The sequence below is a fragment of the Lysobacter sp. Root983 genome (genome assembly GCF_001429345.1).
GTDB lineage: Bacteria > Pseudomonadota > Gammaproteobacteria > Xanthomonadales > Xanthomonadaceae > Lysobacter.
Genome location: NZ_LMJO01000016.1, coordinates 453,051 through 470,539, shown reverse-complemented (window position 1 = coordinate 470,539; position 17,489 = coordinate 453,051). Strand labels below are relative to the sequence as shown.

General features: G+C 68.7%; 17 protein-coding genes. 9 read left to right on the top strand and 8 right to left on the bottom strand.

Annotation, left to right across the window (positions count from 1 at the left end; translation table 11 throughout):
* Positions 1-130: 130 nt before the first annotated feature.
* Positions 131-1,030: a hypothetical protein gene (locus ASE43_RS14215; RefSeq protein WP_056180401.1), complete on the top strand. Its 900-nt coding sequence runs from the start codon at positions 131-133 to the stop codon at positions 1,028-1,030.
* Positions 1,031-1,063: 33 nt separating this feature from the next.
* Here the strand turns inward: ASE43_RS14215 and ASE43_RS14210 are convergent, their stop codons facing one another.
* The 4 genes from ASE43_RS14210 to ASE43_RS14195 all read right to left on the bottom strand — a co-directional run bounded on the left by ASE43_RS14210 (position 1,064) and on the right by ASE43_RS14195 (position 4,172).
* Positions 1,064-1,339: a CD225/dispanin family protein gene (locus tag ASE43_RS14210; protein WP_056180396.1), complete on the bottom strand. Its 276-nt coding sequence runs from the start codon at positions 1,337-1,339 to the stop codon at positions 1,064-1,066.
* Positions 1,340-1,400: 61 nt separating this feature from the next.
* Complete coding sequence (locus ASE43_RS14205) at positions 1,401-1,823, bottom strand: DUF2752 domain-containing protein (RefSeq protein ID WP_056180393.1); 423 nt, start codon at positions 1,821-1,823, stop codon at positions 1,401-1,403.
* Between the two features lies 1 nt (position 1,824).
* A complete protein-coding gene (locus ASE43_RS14200) occupies positions 1,825-2,154 on the bottom strand; it encodes a CD225/dispanin family protein (RefSeq protein WP_057160929.1) in 330 nt (109 codons plus the stop codon).
* 137 nt (positions 2,155-2,291) lie between these two features.
* Complete coding sequence (locus tag ASE43_RS14195) at positions 2,292-4,172, bottom strand: MFS transporter (RefSeq protein ID WP_057160928.1); 1,881 nt, start codon at positions 4,170-4,172, stop codon at positions 2,292-2,294.
* Between the two features lie 313 nt (positions 4,173-4,485).
* Between ASE43_RS14195 and ASE43_RS14190 the strand changes: the two genes are divergently transcribed.
* Entirely contained in the window at positions 4,486-4,767 is a 282-nt protein-coding gene (locus ASE43_RS14190) for a hypothetical protein (RefSeq protein WP_056180385.1), read from the top strand.
* 130 nt (positions 4,768-4,897) lie between these two features.
* On the opposite strand, the gene purD is transcribed toward ASE43_RS14190, so the two are convergent.
* Positions 4,898-6,193, bottom strand: coding sequence for a phosphoribosylamine--glycine ligase (purD, locus tag ASE43_RS14185; RefSeq protein ID WP_057160927.1), 1,296 nt, complete (start codon positions 6,191-6,193; stop codon positions 4,898-4,900).
* Between the two features lie 261 nt (positions 6,194-6,454).
* Here purD and ASE43_RS14180 point away from each other — a divergent pair, with 261 nt between their 5' ends.
* Entirely contained in the window at positions 6,455-7,909 is a 1,455-nt protein-coding gene (locus ASE43_RS14180; protein ID WP_200956264.1) for a sodium:alanine symporter family protein, read from the top strand.
* 10 nt (positions 7,910-7,919) lie between these two features.
* On the opposite strand, the gene ASE43_RS14175 is transcribed toward ASE43_RS14180, so the two are convergent.
* Positions 7,920-8,432 (bottom strand): N-acetyltransferase, encoded by a 513-nt coding sequence (locus tag ASE43_RS14175; protein ID WP_057160926.1) that lies wholly within the window; start codon positions 8,430-8,432, stop codon positions 7,920-7,922.
* Between the two features lie 2 nt (positions 8,433-8,434).
* Positions 8,435-10,009, bottom strand: coding sequence for a bifunctional phosphoribosylaminoimidazolecarboxamide formyltransferase/IMP cyclohydrolase (gene purH, locus ASE43_RS14170; RefSeq protein ID WP_056180375.1), 1,575 nt, complete (start codon positions 10,007-10,009; stop codon positions 8,435-8,437).
* 252 nt (positions 10,010-10,261) lie between these two features.
* On the opposite strand from purH, the gene ASE43_RS14165 reads away from it, so the two are divergent.
* Genes ASE43_RS14165 through ASE43_RS14140 form a run of 6 tightly spaced genes read left to right on the top strand, consistent with a single transcriptional unit; the run spans position 10,262 to position 16,159 of the window.
* Complete coding sequence (locus ASE43_RS14165) at positions 10,262-10,906, top strand: CDP-alcohol phosphatidyltransferase family protein (RefSeq protein WP_056180370.1); 645 nt, start codon at positions 10,262-10,264, stop codon at positions 10,904-10,906.
* Positions 10,903-12,645 carry a bifunctional alpha/beta hydrolase/class I SAM-dependent methyltransferase gene (locus ASE43_RS14160; protein WP_057160925.1) on the top strand — a complete coding sequence of 581 codons (1,743 nt, stop codon included), beginning with the start codon at positions 10,903-10,905 and terminating at the stop codon, positions 12,643-12,645. The genes ASE43_RS14165 and ASE43_RS14160 overlap by 4 nt, the downstream gene beginning before the upstream one ends.
* The gene (locus ASE43_RS14155; RefSeq protein ID WP_057160924.1) at positions 12,642-13,985 is read left to right on the top strand and encodes a phosphatase PAP2/dual specificity phosphatase family protein; all 1,344 of its coding nucleotides are present in this window, start codon (positions 12,642-12,644) and stop codon (positions 13,983-13,985) included. Before ASE43_RS14160 ends, ASE43_RS14155 begins: the two co-directional genes overlap by 4 nt.
* Entirely contained in the window at positions 13,982-14,530 is a 549-nt protein-coding gene (locus tag ASE43_RS14150; RefSeq protein ID WP_057160923.1) for a hypothetical protein, read from the top strand. The genes ASE43_RS14155 and ASE43_RS14150 overlap by 4 nt, the downstream gene beginning before the upstream one ends.
* Positions 14,523-15,191: a lysophospholipid acyltransferase family protein gene (locus ASE43_RS14145; RefSeq protein ID WP_056180358.1), complete on the top strand. Its 669-nt coding sequence runs from the start codon at positions 14,523-14,525 to the stop codon at positions 15,189-15,191. The genes ASE43_RS14150 and ASE43_RS14145 overlap by 8 nt, the downstream gene beginning before the upstream one ends.
* Positions 15,188-16,159 carry a phosphatidate cytidylyltransferase gene (locus tag ASE43_RS14140; RefSeq protein ID WP_056180355.1) on the top strand — a complete coding sequence of 324 codons (972 nt, stop codon included), beginning with the start codon at positions 15,188-15,190 and terminating at the stop codon, positions 16,157-16,159. Before ASE43_RS14145 ends, ASE43_RS14140 begins: the two co-directional genes overlap by 4 nt.
* Positions 16,160-17,149: 990 nt before the next feature.
* Here the strand turns inward: ASE43_RS14140 and fis are convergent.
* Entirely contained in the window at positions 17,150-17,422 is a 273-nt protein-coding gene (gene fis, locus ASE43_RS14135; RefSeq protein ID WP_056180352.1) for a DNA-binding transcriptional regulator Fis, read from the bottom strand.
* Positions 17,423-17,489: the final 67 nt, after the last annotated feature.

Genomic DNA, 17,489 nt, shown 5'->3' with positions numbered 1-17,489 from the left:
CTGGCGGACGTTGCAGAGCGTTCTGCCGGATGGCCGGTTCGGCCATGACGGCGGTACGCGCCAGGCGCGCGCCGCCCACGCATACAACGGACACCTTCATCGGATTGGCCACGCCGGGAGCCGGGACGCAATGTCAGAAACGCTGATCGCCGCCGTCGTCGCGCTCGTGCTCGGCCACCTCGCGCAGTCGCTGGCGGCCTCGGTGCGGCACTACGGCTGGTACGCCGATTGGCTGCGATGGCTGGGCACGCGTTTTCCCGAAGACAGCATCTGGCGCGGCCGCTGGGGCATCGCACTGGCGCTGGTGCCGCCGCTGCTGGCGGTGGGCCTGTTCCAACTGGCCCTGGACGAGCCGCTGTACGGGCTGGCCGGCCTGGTGTTCGGGATCGCGGTGCTGTTCTACGTCTGGGGCCCGCGCGATCTGGATCTGGACGTGGACGCGATCGTCGCCGCGCCGGATGCGGCCTCGCGCCGCGAAGCCGCCTCGCGGCTGTGGCCGCAGGGCGCGACGCCTTCGTTGGACGGCGGTTCGCTGGTCGAGGCGGTGTTCCGCAACGCGTTGCGGCGCTGGTTCGGCGTGCTGTTCTGGTTCCTGGTGCTGGGTCCGTTCGGCGCGGTGTTGTACCGCCTGACCGAATTGGCGGCCGAAGGCGAGGGCGCGCAGGAATTGCCCGGCGAAACCGCCGTGGGCGCGCGCACGCTGTTGGCGATCCTGGAATGGCCGGTGGCGCAGCTGCTGACCCTGGCGATGGCCCTGGTCGGCAATTTCGACACCGTGCTGGGCGCCTGGCGCGAATCCGGCGGCGCCGCGCTGAGTCTGGACAACCGTTTCCTGGGTGCGATCGCGCGCGCGAGCGTGAAGATCGAGCTGGCCGAAGAGGCCGCCGACTACGCCGAGGACAACGGCAACGCGACCCTGGCCAGCGCGGAGCTGCCCGAATTGCGCGACGCCATGAGCCTGGTCTGGCGCAGCCTGCTGGTGTGGCTGGCGGTACTGGCGCTGTTCGTGATCGCCGGCTTCGTCAGCTGATCGCCTGACGGCGACCCCTGACCGGCCGCGGGCTCATTGCCCGAGCGCGGCGCCGAGCACGGCGAGTCCGCCGAAGAACACGAACCACAACACGATCGCGACCGGCAGCGCGACCACGGATGCGATCGCCCAGTTGATCGCGCTGCGCGAGGCCGCGCGCGCGCCGGCGATGTCGCCCGCAGCGCGTTTGCCGTCGACCTGCGCGGCATAGACGATCGAGACCACGCCCAGCGGCAGGCAGCAGAACAGGGTGGACAGGATCGCCCAGACCAGGTGATTGGGGACGTATTCGCCGTGAGGTGCGTTCATGCGGTTCTTCTGCAAAGGGGACGGTGCGCCGCGTTCGCGGCGCCGAGACGGAGGATGCGATTCAGCCCGGCGCGAGCCAGCTGAAAGGCCACCAGGGCAGGTTGCGCGCGATCCAGTAGCCGAAGATCAGGCTGAGCCAGAACTTGCCGCTGAGCAGCAGGTCGATCGCGCGTTTGGGCAGGGGCAGGCGATAGCCCATGCCGTGCGCGATCAGCAGCGGCATGGCCGGGATCACCACGAACAACAGCGGGTTCATCGCCAGTGCCTGGCCGAGGTCGCCGTGGACCAGGCCGTGCATGGCGCGGGTGCTGCCGCAGCCCGGGCAATACAGCCCGGTGAAGTGGAAGAACAAACAGCCCGGTAGCGGGCTGTCGGGCGCGTTCGGATCGACGCGCCGCAACAGCCAGACGCCGGCCCCGGCCGCCGCGAGCGCGGCGGCCGCAGCCGTCGCGTGCCACAGTCGGGGCTGGCGCAACGCGGTCATATCAACGCGCGTTCTGCATCTGCTGCATCATTTCCATGTACTGGGCGGAGCCGCCCATCATGAAGCTGCCGATGTTGAGCAGCAGGCCCAGGGCGACCGTCGCGGTCGCGACCCAGCACCAGATCTTGGCGTTCTCGGAGGCCTTGCGCGCGCCTTCCAGATCGCCCGCGTTGGACTTGCTGTTGACCTGCGAGCCGTAGACGATGCCGACGATGCCCGGCGCGCAGCCGATGATGCAGCACAGGCAGAAGCCGAGCACGGTCATGCTGATCGACCAGGCCAGGTAGTTTTGAATCGGCTGCGCAGGCGCGGCCTGAGACGGCTCGTACATGGGTGTCCCCTATCCTTGTTGTGTTTGTGATCGCCGGCACGCGCCGACGCCCCCTTGCCCATCCTAGCAGCGGCTTGCGACGGCTGTCAGTCCTGAATGGGCTTTAGCGGGGTTTTACCGGCGCCGGGCCGGCATCTTCACGCGGCGTCGCCGCGCAGCGCGCGCACCTGCGCTTCCAGGCCCTCGGCGCTGGCGGCGGCGCCGTCCACCGGCGCGGCCGCGACCACCTCGACCTGGGCGCGGAAACGCCGCGGCACGCGCATGCGCGACATGCGCGAATCGCGATGGCTCCACATGCTGGTCCACATCCCGCGCAAGGCCATCGGGATCACCGGCACCGGCTGTTTTTCCAGGATGTGCTCGACGCCGGACTTGAACTTGGCGATCTCGCCGTCCTTGGTCAACGCGCCCTCGGGGAAGATGCCGACGATCTGGCCGTCGGCGAGCGCGGCCTCGATCTCCTCGAACGCGCGTCGCATGATCTCCGGATTCTCGCGCGCGCCGGCGATCGGGATCGCCTTGGCGGTGCGGAAGATCCAGCTCATCACCGGGATGTTGAAGATCTTGTAGTACATGACGAAACGCACCGGGCGCGGAATGCTCGCGCTCAGGATCAGGGCGTCCATGTAGCTGACGTGGTTGCACACCACCAGCGCCGCGCCCTCGTCGGGGATCTGCTCGACACCCTTCACGCGCAGCCGGTACAGCGCGCGCACGAGCACCCAGCTCATGAAGCGCATCAGGAACTCGGGCACCAGGGTGAAGATCCAGATCGCGACCAGCACATTGGCAACCGCCAGGGCCAGGAAGACCTGGGGAATGGTCCAGTGCAGGAAGCGCTGCACCGCTACGCCGAGCACCGCGGCCAGGACGATGAAGGCGGCGTTTTGGATGTTCATGCCGGCGATCACGCGCGACAGTTCGTGCTTGGCGGTGCGGCTTTGGATCAGTGCGAACAATGGCACCACGAAGAAGCCGGTGAACAGGCCGATTCCGACTAGATCGATCGCGATCCGCCAGCTGCCCGGTTGCTGCATGAAGGCGGCAATGTCCAACCCGGCGGTTTGAGCGAGGCCCGTACGAGCGAAATAGAGGTCGAACAGGAACGCGCTCATGCCGAACGCGCCCAGCGGCACCAGGCCGATCTCGACGGTGCGCGCCGACAGCTTCTCGCACAGCATTGAGCCCACGCCGGTGCCGATCGAGAACAGCGCCAGCGGGAACACGTACCAGTCGCCCATGCCGAGGTTGAGCTCGGTGTAGCTGGGGATGTTGGCGGTCAGCACGGTGCCGACGAACCAGAACCAGGACACGCCTAGAATCGAGTTGCGCACCGCGACTTGTTTACGCGCCAGCCGGATGATCGCCAGCGACTCCGGCAGTGGGTTCCAGTTGATCTTGAGTTCCGGAGCGCCGGCTTCGGCGCGCGGGATCGCGCGGCTGACCAGGTTGCCGGTCACGGCCAGTACGATGATCGCGATCGCCGCGACCACGGGGCCGTGATCGCCGGCGATCTTGAAGATTACCCCGCCGAAGATCATGCCGATCAGGATCGAGATCGAGGTGCCCATCTCGACTAGGCCGTTGCCGCCGGTGAGCTCCTCGGGTTTGAGCACCGAGGGCAGAATCGAGTACTTGACCGGGCCGAATAGGGTCGACTGCAGGCCCGTGCAGAAGAGCGCGGCCAGCAGTATCGGTAGGTTGTGGGTCAGAAAACCTATCGCGGCCAGCGACATGATCACGATTTCCATCGTGGTCGTGATCCGGATCAGGCGCGACTTCTCCAGTTTCTCCGCGATCTGGCCGGCCGTGGCCGAGAACAGGAAGTACGGGAGGATGAAGATGGCCGGAGCCAGGTTGGTGTAGAGCGTCTTGTCGGCGGCGTCGACGGCCATGTAGCCGAGCAGGCCGATGATCGCCTGCCGATACACGTTGTCGTTGAACGCACCCAGCGCCTGGGTCAGGAAGAACGGCAGGAAACGTCGCTGCTTGAGCAGCTCGAACTGGTTGTGCGCCATGCGGCCTGCGGGTCCGGTCAGGTCCGCACGTCGATGTGCGGCTCGTGCGAAGGGTTCGCCGGTGGAGCCTAGCAAACCCCCCTGACGGGGTGTAGCGGTACCGGCGAGGTAGCGGAAAACTAGCCCCGCGATGCCATCGGCCTAGCCTTGGCCGCCCTGCATCGTCGCCTAGACGGCGCTGGGGTGCCGGCGAGCTGCCCGGAGCTCGTCCTGGGTGACCGGTGAAGGCCGCGTGTGCAAGGCGCGATCCGTTTCGCGGGCAGCCAGCTTGGCCTGGCTACCCTGAGGCCCAGCTTGTGCAGAGGAGGTTGCCATGTCCGCCGATAACAAGACGCCGTTGGATCACGTGAACTCGGCCTTGAACCAGCTCAAGGAAATGCGTCACTACTCCAAGAACTATGTCGAGCAGCTGACCGCGCAATGGCTGCTGTTCGATGGCGAGCTGTCGAAGTTGAAGCTGGCAGCGCACATCGAGGATCTGATGGTGCGTCAGGGCGAGTTGTACGAGGCCTTGGAGAAGGAGATCGCGGAGTTGGAAGAGGTGGCGGTATCGCTGCAGCCGGCGCCTGAGGAGGCGGCTGGGGCGGCGCACTAGTTGCGGTGGTCGCGCCGGTGCTTGTGTTGGCGCGATCGCGGCTTACGCCGCTCCCACAGAGAGCGCTAAAGAAAACGGCCGGGAGCGCGATGCTTCCGGCCGTTTGTTTTTGCGTGCGGCGATGTCGGGCTTAAACCTGCGCGGCGCGCTCGCGCTCGATCGCGCGCCAGCCGATATCGTGGCGGTGGAACTCGCCGTGCCAGGAGATGCCGGCCACCGCTTCGTAGGCGCGGTGCTGGGCTTCGGCCACGCTGGCGCCCAGCGCGCACACGCACAGCACGCGGCCGCCCGCGGTCACGACCTGGCCGTCGACCAGTTGGGTGCCGGCGTGGAAGACCTTGCTGTCCTCGGGCAGGGGCACGTCCCAGGCGCTGATCGGATCGCCGGTGCGCGGCGTCTCCGGATAATGCTCGGCGGCCATCACCACGCCCAGGGACGGGCGCGGGTCCCACTGCGCCTGCGTCTCGTGCAGGCGGCCGTCGATCGCGGCCTCGACCAGGTCCAGCAGGTCGGACTGCAGGCGCAGCATCACCGGTTGGGTTTCCGGGTCGCCGAAGCGCACGTTGAACTCGATCACCTTGGGCGCGCCGGCCTTGTCGATCATCAGGCCGGCGTAGAGGAAGCCGGTGAAGGGGATGCCGTCGGCGATCATGCCGCGCACGGTCGGCTCGACCACTTCGCGCATCACTCGCGCATGCACTTCGGGGGTGACCACCGGCGCCGGCGAGTAGGCGCCCATGCCGCCAGTGTTGGGACCGGTGTCGCCGTCGTGCACACGCTTGTGGTCCTGCGAGGTCGCCATCGGCAGAGCGGTGCGGCCGTCGACCATGGAAATGAAGCTGGCCTCCTCGCCATCGAGGAATTCCTCGATCACCACGCGCGCTCCGGCCGCGCCGAAGGCGTAGTCGGCGAGCATGTCGGTGATCGCGGCTTCCGCCTCGGCCAGGGTCATGGCGACGATCACGCCCTTGCCGGCGGCCAGGCCGTCGGCCTTGATGACGATGGGCGCGCCCTTCTCGCGGACGTACTCCAACGCTTCCTCGACATGAGTGTGCACGGCGTAGTGCGCGGTCGGGATCTGGTGGCGGGCCAGGAAATCCTTGGCGTAGGCCTTGCTGCCCTCGAGCTGGGCCGCCGCGGCGGTCGGCCCGAAGATGCGCAGGCCGGCGGTGCGGAAGCGGTCGACCACGCCCGCGACCAGCGGCGCCTCGGGGCCGACCACGGTGACCGCCACGCCCTCGGCCGCGACCAGGGCCAGCAGGCCGTCGATGTCGGTCGCGGACACCGCGACGTTACGGCAGCGCTCCTCCGTCGCGGTACCGGCATTGCCGGGGGCGACCAGCACTTCGTCGATGCGGGAAGACTGGGCCAGCTTCCAGGCCAGCGCGTGTTCGCGCCCGCCGGACCCGATGACGAGAACCTTCATACGTGCTCCAGGGAAATAACGGATGGGGAGAGGCTCATGAGCCATGGGATTTTACGCCACCGGCCGGGACGGGGTGGGTGGCTGCTACCATCGCGACGGCTATCGGCACGCTTTCCGGCCTGAGCCCGGACGCAGTCCTCGTCCGGTTCGCGACAGGGCCGCGCGCATGCCGGCGATCCGTAACGACGGCGCCGGCAGGGCGGCATGGACGCGGCCGCACGAGCCCCTCTTCCTTCCCGCCCTCATTTCGGAACCGTCCGCATGGATTGGCTGCTGCACCAGATCGAACTCGCGATCTCCCCGGTCGTCGCCACGATCAACAACCTGCTGTGGAACTACATCCTGATCTACGGCCTGCTGGCGGTGGGCGTGTTTTTCACCGTGCGGCTGGGCTTCGTGCAGGTGCGCCGCTTCCCGCACATGCTCAAGGTGATCGGGCGCGGCACCGACGGCGACGACGCCGGCATTTCGCCTTTCCAGGCGCTGTGCACCTCGCTGGCGGCGCGGGTGGGCACCGGCAACCTCGCCGGCGTGGCCATCGCCTTGAGCCTGGGCGGCGCGGGCGCGCTGTTCTGGATGTGGTGCACGGCAGCGGTCGGCATGGCCACCGCCTACGCGGAGAGCTCGCTGGCGCAGCTGTACAAGGTGCGCGACGAGAAGGGGCAGTATCGCGGCGGTCCGGCCTACTACATCGCGCGCGGCCTGCGCATGCCGAAGATGGGCTGGGCGTTCGCCGCCTGCTTGTTGTTCTCCTACGGCGTGGTGTTCAACGGCGTGCACGCCAACGCGATCGCGCAGTCGGTGGGCGAAACCTTCAAGTTCAGCCAGACCCAGGTCGCGGTGGTGTTGGTGGTGCTGACGGGGGCGATCATATTCGGCGGCCTGCGTTCCATCGCCAAGGTCGCCGAATGGGTGGTGCCGTTCATGTCGATCGGCTACATCGGCCTGGCGGTGTGGGCGCTGGTCGCGCATTACGACCAGATTCCCGCCGCGGTGATGATGATCCTGCGCGGCGCGTTCGGCCTGGACCAGGCCGCGGGCGGCATCGCCGGCGGCATGGCGGCGGCGATGCTCAACGGCGTCAAGCGCGGCCTGTACGCCAATGAGGCCGGCATGGGCAGCGCGCCCAACATCGCCGCGGCGGCGACGCCGGTGCCGCACCACCCGTCCAGCCAGGGCTTCGTGCAAGCCCTGGGCGTGTTCTTCGACACCATGTTCATCTGCACCGCGACCGGGCTGATCGTGTTGCTGTCGGGCGTGCTCGACCAGGGCGGCGATGGCGTGGTGATCACCCAGCGCGCGATGACGGTGTTCTTCGGCGAGTGGGGGGCCTGGTTCGCCTCGATCGCGCTGTTCTTCTTCGCCTTCACCACCATCCTGGGCAACTACTCCTACGCCGAGAGCGGCCTGCTCTACATCGGCGGCGGGCGCAAATCGCTGTTCGCGCTGCGCATCGTGGCGCTGTGCGTGATCGTATGGGGCGTGTTCTCGAAAGTGCAGCTGGTCTGGGACGCCGCCGACGCCGCAATGGCGGTGATGGCGACCTTGAACCTGATCGCGATCGTCTTGCTGGCGAAAGTGGTGGTGAAACTGACCCGCGATTACGACCGCCAGTTGGACGAAGGCAAGTCGCCGGAATTCCACATCGCGCAGTATCCCGAGCTGGGAGAGGGCGTGGACCACGAGATCTGGAAGGAACGCACGCCCAAGGCCTGAGCGGGCGCGGTCAGGCGACCTCGAACGCGCGGTGGTAGGTCACCGCGCCGGACGGCGTGGCGCCGGCGAATGCCAGCGCCATGAAGTACTCGGGCGGCAGGCCGGGATAGTGCAGTCCGGTGTCCTGGCGGAAGCCGAAACGGCCGTAGTAGCCCGGATCGCCGACCACCACGCAGCCTTGCGCGGCCAGCGCGCGCAGGCGCGCCAGTCCTGCTTCGATCAAGGCGCGGCCGATGCCGCTACCCTGCGCCCGCGGCGCCACCGCGACCGGGCCCAGGCCGTACCAGCCCTGGCTGCCGTCGTCGATGCCGACCTGCGAGAACGCGACGTGGCCGAGCACGGCGCCGTCGCGTTCCGCCACCAGCGACAGGCTCAGCGCATCGGCGGCGCGCAGGGCGTCGACGATGCGGTGTTCGGTCTGCTGGCTGTGCGGATGCCCGACGAACGCGGCCGCGACCACGGCGCGGATCGCGTCGCGATCCCCGTCGCGCTCCTCGCGGATGACCGGCGCGTCGCTGCCCACGTTCAGTGGCGGAAGTGGCGCACGCCGGTGAACACCATCGCCAGGCCGTGCTCGTCGGCGGCGGCGATCACTTCGCCGTCGCGCATCGAGCCGCCGGGCTGGATCACCGCGCGCACACCGGCCGCGGCGGCGGCGTCGATGCCGTCGCGGAACGGGAAGAAGGCGTCGGAGGCCATCACCGAGCCCGGCACCACCAGGCCCGCTTCCTCGGCCTTGAGTGCGGCGATCTTGGCCGAGACCACGCGGCTCATCTGGCCGGCGCCGATGCCGATGCTGCGGTGGTCGCGCGCGTAGACGATGGCGTTGGACTTGACGTACTTGGCCACGCGCCAGGCGAACAGCAGGTCGGCGAGTTCGGCCGGGTCGGGCGCGCGCTGGGTCACGACCTTCAGCTCGTCGCGGCCGACCTCGCGGATATCGCTGGTCTGCATCAGCAGGCCCGAACCGACGCGCTTGACGTCGAAGTTGTTCCTGCCGTCGCCGTGCGGGATGCGCAGCACGCGCACGTTGGCCTTCTTGGCGCAGTAGGCCAGCGCGGCCTCGTCGTAGTCCGGCGCGATCAGCACCTCGACGAACTGACGGTCGAGGATGGCCTTGGCGGTGGCCGCGTCCAGGCGGGTGTTGAAGGCGATGATGCCGCCGAAGGCCGAGGTCGGGTCGGTGGCGTAGGCCAGTTCGTAGGCGTCGCCGCAGGCCACGCCCTCGGCCACGCCGCAGGGATTGGCGTGCTTGACGATCACGCAGGCCGGGCGCTCGAACTGGCGCACGCATTCCCAGGCCGCGTCGGCGTCGGCGAGGTTGTTGTAGCTCAGTTCCTTGCCCTGCAACTGGCTGAAGGTGGCCAGGGTGCCTGGCACCGGGTACAGGTCGCGGTAGAACGCGCCCTGCTGGTGCGGGTTTTCGCCGTAGCGCAGGTCCATGACCTTGACGAAGTTGCTGTGCTGCTGGGCCGGGAACTGCTGGCTGCGCACGCCGTCGGCGTCCAGCGAGGACAGGTAGTTGGCGATGCAGGCGTCGTACTGGGCGACGCGGTTGAACGCGGCCACCGACAGCGCGAAGCGGGTCTGCGCCGACAGGGTGCCGGCGTTGGTCTGCAACTCCTCGATCAGGGCCGCGTACTGGGCCGGATCGGTCGCGACCGCGACGCGGGCGAAGTTCTTGGCCGCCGAGCGCAGCATGGCCGGGCCGCCAATGTCGATGTTCTCGACGATGTCCTCGAACGAACTGTCGGCCTTGGCCGAGACCTGCTCGAACGGATACAGGTTCAACACCAGCAGGTCGATCGCGCCGATGCCGTGTTCGGCCATCACCGCATCGTCGATGCCGGCGCGGCCGAGCAGGCCGCCGTGCACCAGCGGGTGCAGGGTCTTGACCCGGCCGTCCATCATTTCCGGGAAACCGGTGACCTCGGAGACGTCGCGCACGGCCAGGCCGGCGTCGCGGATCGCCTTGGCGGTGCCGCCGGTGGACAGCAGTTCGACGCCATGGGCGGACAGGGCACGGGCGAGGTCGAGCAGGCCGCTCTTGTCGGAAACAGAGAGCAGCGCCCGGCGGACGGGCAGGCGATCGGAGGTCATGCGGGGAGTCGGGCAGCGGAAGGGCGCGGGAATTATAGCGGTGCGACTGCGCCATCCCGGCCCCGCGCGCCGAATCCAGCCGGTACGCCCGCCCGCGGGGCATCCGGCGCAGCCGAAGGTGGCGCGGCGCTGGCCCCGGGGGTCAGCAATGCGCTACCCCTGCGATCGGGCCGCGGCGGGACCGTCAACGCGTGCGCCAGCGGCTAAGCTGATGCCCGATCGCCCGTGAGGGCATGCGGACCGGCTCAGGGAATGGCATCGATCTACGCGTTGAAGGGGCGCTTCCAGGCCTTGTTGCGGCCGCTGGTGCGCGCCCTGTTCGCGGCCGGCGTGACCGCCAATCAGGTCACCGTGCTGGCCGGCCTGGGCTCGCTGGCGGTCGCGGCCTGGGTGGCCTGGAACGGCAGCGAGCAGCCCTGGGCATTCGCGGCCCTGCCGCTGTGGATGTTCCTGCGCATGGCCCTGAACGCGATCGACGGCATGCTGGCGCGCGAGCACGGCCAGCAGTCGCGCCTGGGCGCCTACCTCAACGAACTGTGCGACGTGGTTTCCGACAGCGCCCTATACCTGACCTTGCTGGTGGTCCCCGGCGTCGCGCCGTGGACCCTGCTGCTGTTCGCGGGGCTGGCGGCGCTGACCGAATTCGCCGGGATCCTGGCACCGATGGTCGGCGCGCCGCGCCGCTACGACGGGCCGATGGGCAAGAGCGACCGCGCCTTCGTGGTCGGCGCGCTGGGACTGGCGCTGGCCCTGGGCTGGGCCGGCGCGCGCGCGACCGAATTGGTCGCGATCCTGGCCGCTTTGTTGTGTGTGTGGACGGTGCTGCGGCGGGTGACCGCCGGCGTGCGCCACGGCGCGGCATCCGCCGACGCCGCAACGCAAGGGAGTCGCGAATGAGGGAACACCAGGAACGCCACTACGCCAGCTTCGACGGCACCGAGCTGTACTACCGTCATTGGCCGGCGCGCGGCGAGGGGCCGCGGCGCGCGGTGGTGCTGCTGCATCGCGGTCACGAACACTCCGGCCGGGTCGCGCACCTGGTCGAAGAGCTGGGCCTGGACGATTGCGATTTCTTCGCCTGGGACGCGCGCGGCAACGGCCGCTCGCCGGGCGAACGCGGCGACGCGCCGGGCTTCGAGGCGCTGGTGCGCGATCTGGACCGCTTCGTCGCCCACATCGGCGACGTCCACGGGATCGCGGTGGAGGACACCGCGCTGATCGCGCAGAGCGTGGGCGCGGTGGTCGCCGCGACCTGGGCCCACGACTACGCGCCGCGCCTGCGCGCGTTGGTGCTGGCCTCGCCTGCGTTCAAGGTCAAGCTGTACGTGCCGTTCGCGCGCGCGGGCCTGGGTCTGATGCAGAAGCTGCGCGGCAATTTCTTCGTCAACAGCTACGTGCAGCCGCAATGGCTGACCCACGACGGCGAGCGCGTCGCCAGCTATCGCAGCGACCCGTTGATCGCGCGGCCGATCTCGGTGCGCGTGCTGCTGGGCCTGTACGAGGCCGCCGACCGCATCGTCGCCGACGCCCAGGCGATCCGGGTGCCGGTGCAGCTGCTGGTCTCGGGCTCGGATTTCGTGGTCCACCGCGCGCCGCAGGACCGCTTCTACGAGCGTCTGGGCTCCAGCATCAAGCAGCGCCACTTCCTGCCCGGCTTCTATCACGACACTTTGGGCGAGAAGGAGCGCGCGCCGGCGCTGGCCAAGATCCGCGACTTCCTGCGCGCGCGCTTCGAGGAGCCGCTGCAACACGCCTCGCTGCTGGATGCGCATCAGCGCGGCGACAGCTTCGAGGAGGCCGAGCGCCTGGCCTGGCCGCCGCAACGCAATTCGTTGCAGGACCTGCGTTGGCGCTTCGTGCGCGCCGGTCTGCGCTTCGGCAGCCACCTGTCGGAAGGCATCCGCACCGGCCTGGACACCGGCTTCGATTCCGGCAGCAGCCTGGACTACGTCTACCGCGATCAGGCGCGCGGCGCCGGTCCGCTGGGCCGCATGGTCGATCGCAACTATCTGGACGCGATCGGCTGGCGCGGGATCCGCGTGCGCCGCACGCATCTGCACGAGCTGCTGGGCGAGGCCATGCGCCGCTTGCGCGAAGCGGGCGAGCGCGTGGACGTGGTGGATATCGCCGCCGGCCACGGCCGCTACGCGCTGGAGGCCCTGGCCGGCGGCGCCGATTCGATCCGCCTGCGCGACTACAGCGATCTCAATGTGCGCCAGGGGCGCGCGCTGATCGCGGAACTCGGCGCCGGCGGCGTGGCCGAGTTCGAGCAGGGCGACGCCTTCGACCGCGCCGCGCTGGCCGCGCTGACACCGCGCCCGACCCTGGCGATCGTGTCCGGCCTGTACGAACTGTTCCCCGACAACGCCCTGGTGCGGCGCTCGCTGGCCGGCCTGGCCGATGCGGTCGCGCCGGGCGGCTATCTGGTCTACACCGGCCAGCCCTGGCACCCGCAGTTGGAGTTCATCGCGCGCGCCCTGACCAGCCACCGCGGCGGCGAGGCCTGGGTGATGCGGCGGCGCTCGCAGGCGGAGATGGACGAATTGGTGCGCGCGGCGGGCTTCCGCAAGCTCGATCAGCGCATCGACCGTTGGGGCATCTTCACCGTGTCGCTGGCGCAGCGGGTCGAGGAATGAGCGAGACCGCCGTGCGCCGGCCCTGGGGCCGCGCGCTGCTGTGGCTGGCCCTGCTGGGGCCCTTGTTCTTTCTCAGCTACGGCTATGCCAACTCGGTCGCCGCCCAGCGCGTCGGCGTGCCCAGCATCGTGTTCGGCTGGGAACACGCGATTCCGTTCTGGGCCTGGACCATCCTGCCGTACTGGTCGATCGATCTGTTCTACGGCATTTCGCTGTTCGTGTGCCGCGACCGCCGCGAACTCGACAACCAGGCCTTGCGCCTGCTGACCGCGCAGGCGATCGCGATCGCCTGCTTCCTGGCATTCCCGCTGACCTTCAGCTTCGTGCGGCCCGAAACCGACGGCGTGTTCGGCTGGATGTTCGACGTGCTGCTGGGCTTCGACAAGCCGTTCAATCAGGCGCCGTCGCTGCACATCGTGCTGTTGATCGTGCTGTGGGTGCGTTTCGCCCAACATCTGAGCGGCGCCTGGCGCTGGCTGCTGCACCTGTGGTTCGGCCTGATCGGGGTGTCGGTGCTGACCACCTATCAACACCACTTCGTCGACGTGCCGACCGGGCTGCTCGCGGGTTGGCTGTGCGTATGGCTGTGGCCGGAAGGCGCGCGCTCGCCGTGGCGCGCGGCGGCTTGGGCGCGCGATCCGAAGCGTTGGCGACTGGCATCGCTGTATTTGTTGGGCGCGGCCTTGTGCGCGGCGCTGGCCTGGATGCTGCGCGGCGCGGCGTGGTGGCTGTTGTGGCCGGCGCTGTCGCTGCTGCTGGTGGCGCTGAACTATGCGCTGCTGGGCGCGGACGGATTCCAAAAGCGCGCCGACGGCCGCCTCAGCCCGGCCGCGCGCTGGCTGTACGCGCCCTACCTGTGGGGCGCGTGGATCAATTCGCGGCTGTGGACGCGGCGCGCGCCGCAGCCGGTGGAAGTCGGCGACGGCGTCTGGCTGGGGCGCATGCCCGGGCGGGACGAGGCTGCACGCTACGCGGCCGCGGTCGATGTCTGCGCCGAGTTGTCGGCGCCGTCGACGCTGCGGCTGGCGGCGGTGCGGCCGATGCTGGACCTGGTGGCAGCCGAACCGCAGGCGCTGCGCGCGGCCGCGCAAGACATCGAAGCCGCGCGCGCGGCCGGCCCGGTGCTGGTGTGCTGCGCGCTGGGGTATTCGCGCAGCGCGGTGGCGGTCGCGGCCTGGTTGCTGGAGAGCGGCCGCGCCGATACCGTCGAAGCCGCGGTCGCGCAGGTGCGCGCCGCACGACCGGCGGTGGTCCTGGGCGAGGCGCATCTGCGTGCGTTGGAACAGGTCCGTGCCGGTGCGATGCCGATCTCCGTGCAGGCAGGGGCGCCCGCGACATGACCACCGCTTTCGAGCTGCACACCATGGGCCTGCTGCTGCGCCAGGGGCGATGCTTGAATGCGTTGTCGCTGGGCTTGCTGGCCCTGACCGGCCTGTGGCTGCTGCTGGCCGGTTTCGGTTTCGGCGCGCTCGTAGGCTGGACCGCCTACGGGCTGGGCCTGAGCGCGATCGCCGGCCTGCTGCAGGTCTATTACGCCGCGCGCGTGGATTTCGACGCGGGCCTGCTGCTGGCCGCCGCGCGCGAACGCGATCCGGCGCATGCGGCGACGGCCGTGGACGCGAGTCTGCAAGCCCTGGGCCTGCAGCCGCCCGAACGCGCCGGCCGCGACTGGTCCGCGCGCTGGCGTGGCGCGCGCGGCCTGCTGCGGCGTCAGGCCGCGTGCCTGATCGCGCAGGCGCTGTTGCTGGCGAGCGCCTGGTGGTTGGCGCCGTTGCCGCTGGATAACGATCCGGCCCCAGAGGCGTTCGACGACGGTCCGGTCGCGAGCCTATGGCGGCCCGAGCGCGCGCCCTCGTCCATTTTCGGAGTACGTATCGATGCTTAGCGGTTGGATCGCCGACGGTTTCAGTTTCGCGATCCGCGCCCTGACCGGCGCGCGCGCGCTGTGGCGCTGCCCGCCGCTGGGCGATCGCCGGGTCTATTACGGCAACCACGTCAGCCACGGCGATTTCGTGATGATCTGGTCGGCCTTGCCGCGCGCGATGCGCGACGAGACCCGGCCGGTCGCGGGCGCCGACTATTGGCAGCGCGACGCTTTGCGCCGTTACCTGATCCGCGAGGTCTTCAACGGCGTGCTGGTGGACCGCGAGCCCAAGCCACAGGACTGCGGCGATCCCGACCAGCGCCGCCACGAGGCCATGCAGACCTTGTGCGACGCGGTCGACGGCGGTGCCTCGCTGATCCTGTTTCCCGAGGGCACGCGCAACCAGGGCGAGGGCCTGCTGCCGTTCAAGAGCGGCCTGTTCCACCTCGCCCGGCTGCGTCCGGAGCTGGAATTCGTGCCGGTGTGGATCGACAACCTGGCGCGGGTCATGCCCAAGGGCAAATTGCTGCCGCTGCCGCTGCTGTGCACGGCCACTTTCGGCGAGCCGCTGCGCCTGCACAGCGACGAGGACAAACCGGCGTTCCTGGCGCGCGCGCGCGAGGCGTTGCTGGCCTTGTCCGATGACGGTACGGGCACGCGCGGCTCGGAGGGCGGCGCATGAGCGCGAACCTCGCGATCCTGATCGAGCGGGTGAAGGTGCTGCCGCATTCGGTCTTGTTGTTCCTGGGCGTGGCGGGGGTGCTGTTGCTGGCCACGGCGATCGCGGAATTCCTGCGCTGGCGCACGCGCGGGCGGCCCAGCCCGGTGATCGCCAACCTGACCGCGCGCATCCGCGCCTGGTGGGTGATGGCGGCGGTGGTGGGCGCGTCCTTCCTGATCGGCCGGGTCGGGGTGATCGTGCTGTTCGCGCTGGTGTCGCTGTTCGCGCTGCGCGAGTTCATCACCCTCACGCCGACCCGGCGCAGCGACTACTACGCGCTGGCGGTGGCCTTCTACGCGGCGCTGCCCTTGCAGTACTGGCTGGTCTACACCGACTGGTACGGGCTGTACACGCTGCTGATTCCGGTCTACGCCTTCCTGCTGCTGCCGATCCTGTCCACGGTCGGCGGCGACACCACGCGTTATCTGGAGCGCGCGGCCAAGGTGCAGTGGGGGCTGATGATCTGCGTGTTCTGCATTTCGCACGTGCCGGCGTTGTTGAACCTGGACATTCCGGGCTACGAGGGTCGCAATCTGCTGCTGATCGCGTTCCTGGTGATCGTGGTTCAGTCCTCGGACGTGCTGCAGTACGTGTGGGGCAAGTTGTGCGGGCGCCGTTTGATCGCGCCCAAGCTGTCGCCGTCGAAAACGGTGGAGGGTTTCGTCGGCGGCGTGGCCTCGGCGACGGCGCTGGGCGCGGCTTTGTGGTGGATCACGCCGTTCACGCCGCTGCAGGCGGCGGCGTTGGCGCTGGTGATCAATCTGATGGGGTTCTACGGCGGTCTGGTGATGTCGGCGATCAAGCGCGATCGCGGGATCAAGGATTGGGGGCACATGATCGAGGGGCACGGGGGCATGCTGGATCGGTTGGATTCGGTGTGCTTCGCGGCCCCGGTGTTCTTCCATTTGATTCGGTATTGGTGGGCGTAGCCGGACGCTTTGCGCGCATTGCGCGCAGTCCGGCTACGCGCCCGGCCATGGATGGCCGGGCCGGGCGATCCGAAGTCCGCGGAAGTGGCGCCATGGATGGCAGCGAGTCGCTACCTATGCGTCGTGCAGAACGCGCTCATCCCAAGTAGACGGCTTTGCTGGTGCTTGTCATCCCGGCGCGGGCGGCTTACGAGCGCAGGTTCGTTCACGGTTGAACGCCAGAGGGCTCTCGCTCCTAGCTCCTAAGCTCTTTAGCTCTTTAGCTCCCTCCTTTGGAAAAGGAGGGTTGGGGAGGATTTGCTTTTGCTGTTGCTTCGTCGGCTCGGTTCGAAGGTCAACGGCTTCCGCCTGCTGCGCATGCGGGTCACTTTCTCTTGCTAGCCCAAGAGTCCGTCTGGATTCCCTTCGGTCAAAAGTAACCAAAGAGAAGGGCTAGCGTGACCAACCCTCCCCTGCGAGTTCGAGGCTTTCGCCGGGATTTTTCGAATGGACATCCCTGTCCATNGGCTTCCGCCTGCTGCGCATGCGGGTCACTTTCTCTTGCTAGCCCAAGAGTCCGTCTGGATTCCCTTCGGTCAAAAGTAACCAAAGAGAAGGGCTAGCTTGACCAAACCTCCCCTGCGGGTTCGGGGCTGGCGCCGGGATTTTTCGAATGGACGTCCCTGTCCATTCGAAAAACGGCGCGCGTCCTGCGCGCCGCCCTTCGGGTCTACGGTTGTCTGTGTGAGTGCGGTGCTTTTGGACTTCAATGCAACGGCAACGGCAACGGCAACGGCAACGGCAACGGCAACGGCAATCGCAGCCGCAGCCGCAGCCGTAGCCGCAGCTCCGTGAAAGGCGGTAGTCGTAGGATGTGGTGAGCCGAAGGCGAACCGTATCGTCGCGGCGGTTCGATGTGCGGCGGACCTTGTCGTGTTGGCCTGGAACGGTCGGAACGGCGGGAAAGCCCGGGAAAACGAGGCTTTCGACCGCTCGCGCAGCGGCGGCAGATTACTCCAGCCCGTACTCGCGCAGCTTCTTGCGCAGGGTGGCGCGGTGGATGCCCAGCATGGAGGCGGCGCGGCTTTGGTTGCCGTCGCAGTGCTGCAGGACTTCGGCGAACAGCGGGATTTCGAGTTCGCGCAGGGCGATCTCGTAGAGGTTCTCGGTGCCGCTGCCGTTGAGGTCGCCCAGGTAGCGCCGGATCGAGGTGGCCACGTGGTCGCGCAGCGGGACGCGCGGTCCGCCGCGGGTGGCTTCGTTGCGATCGATTGCGGCGTTCAAGCGGTTCCCCTGATGCAGTGTCGTCCCGCCGGGCGGGTGCCTGGCGCAGGGCGCGGCGGACGGGCGG

Excerpts from the sequence above, each read along its gene's own strand:
- ASE43_RS14215 (WP_056180401.1), top strand. The coding sequence starts at position 131 with ATGTCAGAAACGCTGATCGCCGCCGTCGTCGCGCTCGTGCTCGGCCAC.
- ASE43_RS14210 (WP_056180396.1), bottom strand. The coding sequence starts at position 1,339 with ATGAACGCACCTCACGGCGAATACGTCCCCAATCACCTGGTCTGGGCG.
- ASE43_RS14205 (WP_056180393.1), bottom strand. The coding sequence starts at position 1,823 with ATGACCGCGTTGCGCCAGCCCCGACTGTGGCACGCGACGGCTGCGGCC.
- ASE43_RS14200 (WP_057160929.1), bottom strand. The coding sequence starts at position 2,154 with ATGTACGAGCCGTCTCAGGCCGCGCCTGCGCAGCCGATTCAAAACTAC.
- ASE43_RS14195 (WP_057160928.1), bottom strand. The coding sequence starts at position 4,172 with ATGGCGCACAACCAGTTCGAGCTGCTCAAGCAGCGACGTTTCCTGCCG.
- ASE43_RS14190 (WP_056180385.1), top strand. The coding sequence starts at position 4,486 with ATGTCCGCCGATAACAAGACGCCGTTGGATCACGTGAACTCGGCCTTG.
- purD (WP_057160927.1), bottom strand. The coding sequence starts at position 6,193 with ATGAAGGTTCTCGTCATCGGGTCCGGCGGGCGCGAACACGCGCTGGCC.
- ASE43_RS14180 (WP_200956264.1), top strand. The coding sequence starts at position 6,455 with ATGGATTGGCTGCTGCACCAGATCGAACTCGCGATCTCCCCGGTCGTC.
- purH (WP_056180375.1), bottom strand. The coding sequence starts at position 10,009 with ATGACCTCCGATCGCCTGCCCGTCCGCCGGGCGCTGCTCTCTGTTTCC.
- ASE43_RS14165 (WP_056180370.1), top strand. The coding sequence starts at position 10,262 with ATGGCATCGATCTACGCGTTGAAGGGGCGCTTCCAGGCCTTGTTGCGG.
- ASE43_RS14160 (WP_057160925.1), top strand. The coding sequence starts at position 10,903 with ATGAGGGAACACCAGGAACGCCACTACGCCAGCTTCGACGGCACCGAG.
- ASE43_RS14155 (WP_057160924.1), top strand. The coding sequence starts at position 12,642 with ATGAGCGAGACCGCCGTGCGCCGGCCCTGGGGCCGCGCGCTGCTGTGG.
- ASE43_RS14150 (WP_057160923.1), top strand. The coding sequence starts at position 13,982 with ATGACCACCGCTTTCGAGCTGCACACCATGGGCCTGCTGCTGCGCCAG.
- ASE43_RS14145 (WP_056180358.1), top strand. The coding sequence starts at position 14,523 with ATGCTTAGCGGTTGGATCGCCGACGGTTTCAGTTTCGCGATCCGCGCC.
- ASE43_RS14140 (WP_056180355.1), top strand. The coding sequence starts at position 15,188 with ATGAGCGCGAACCTCGCGATCCTGATCGAGCGGGTGAAGGTGCTGCCG.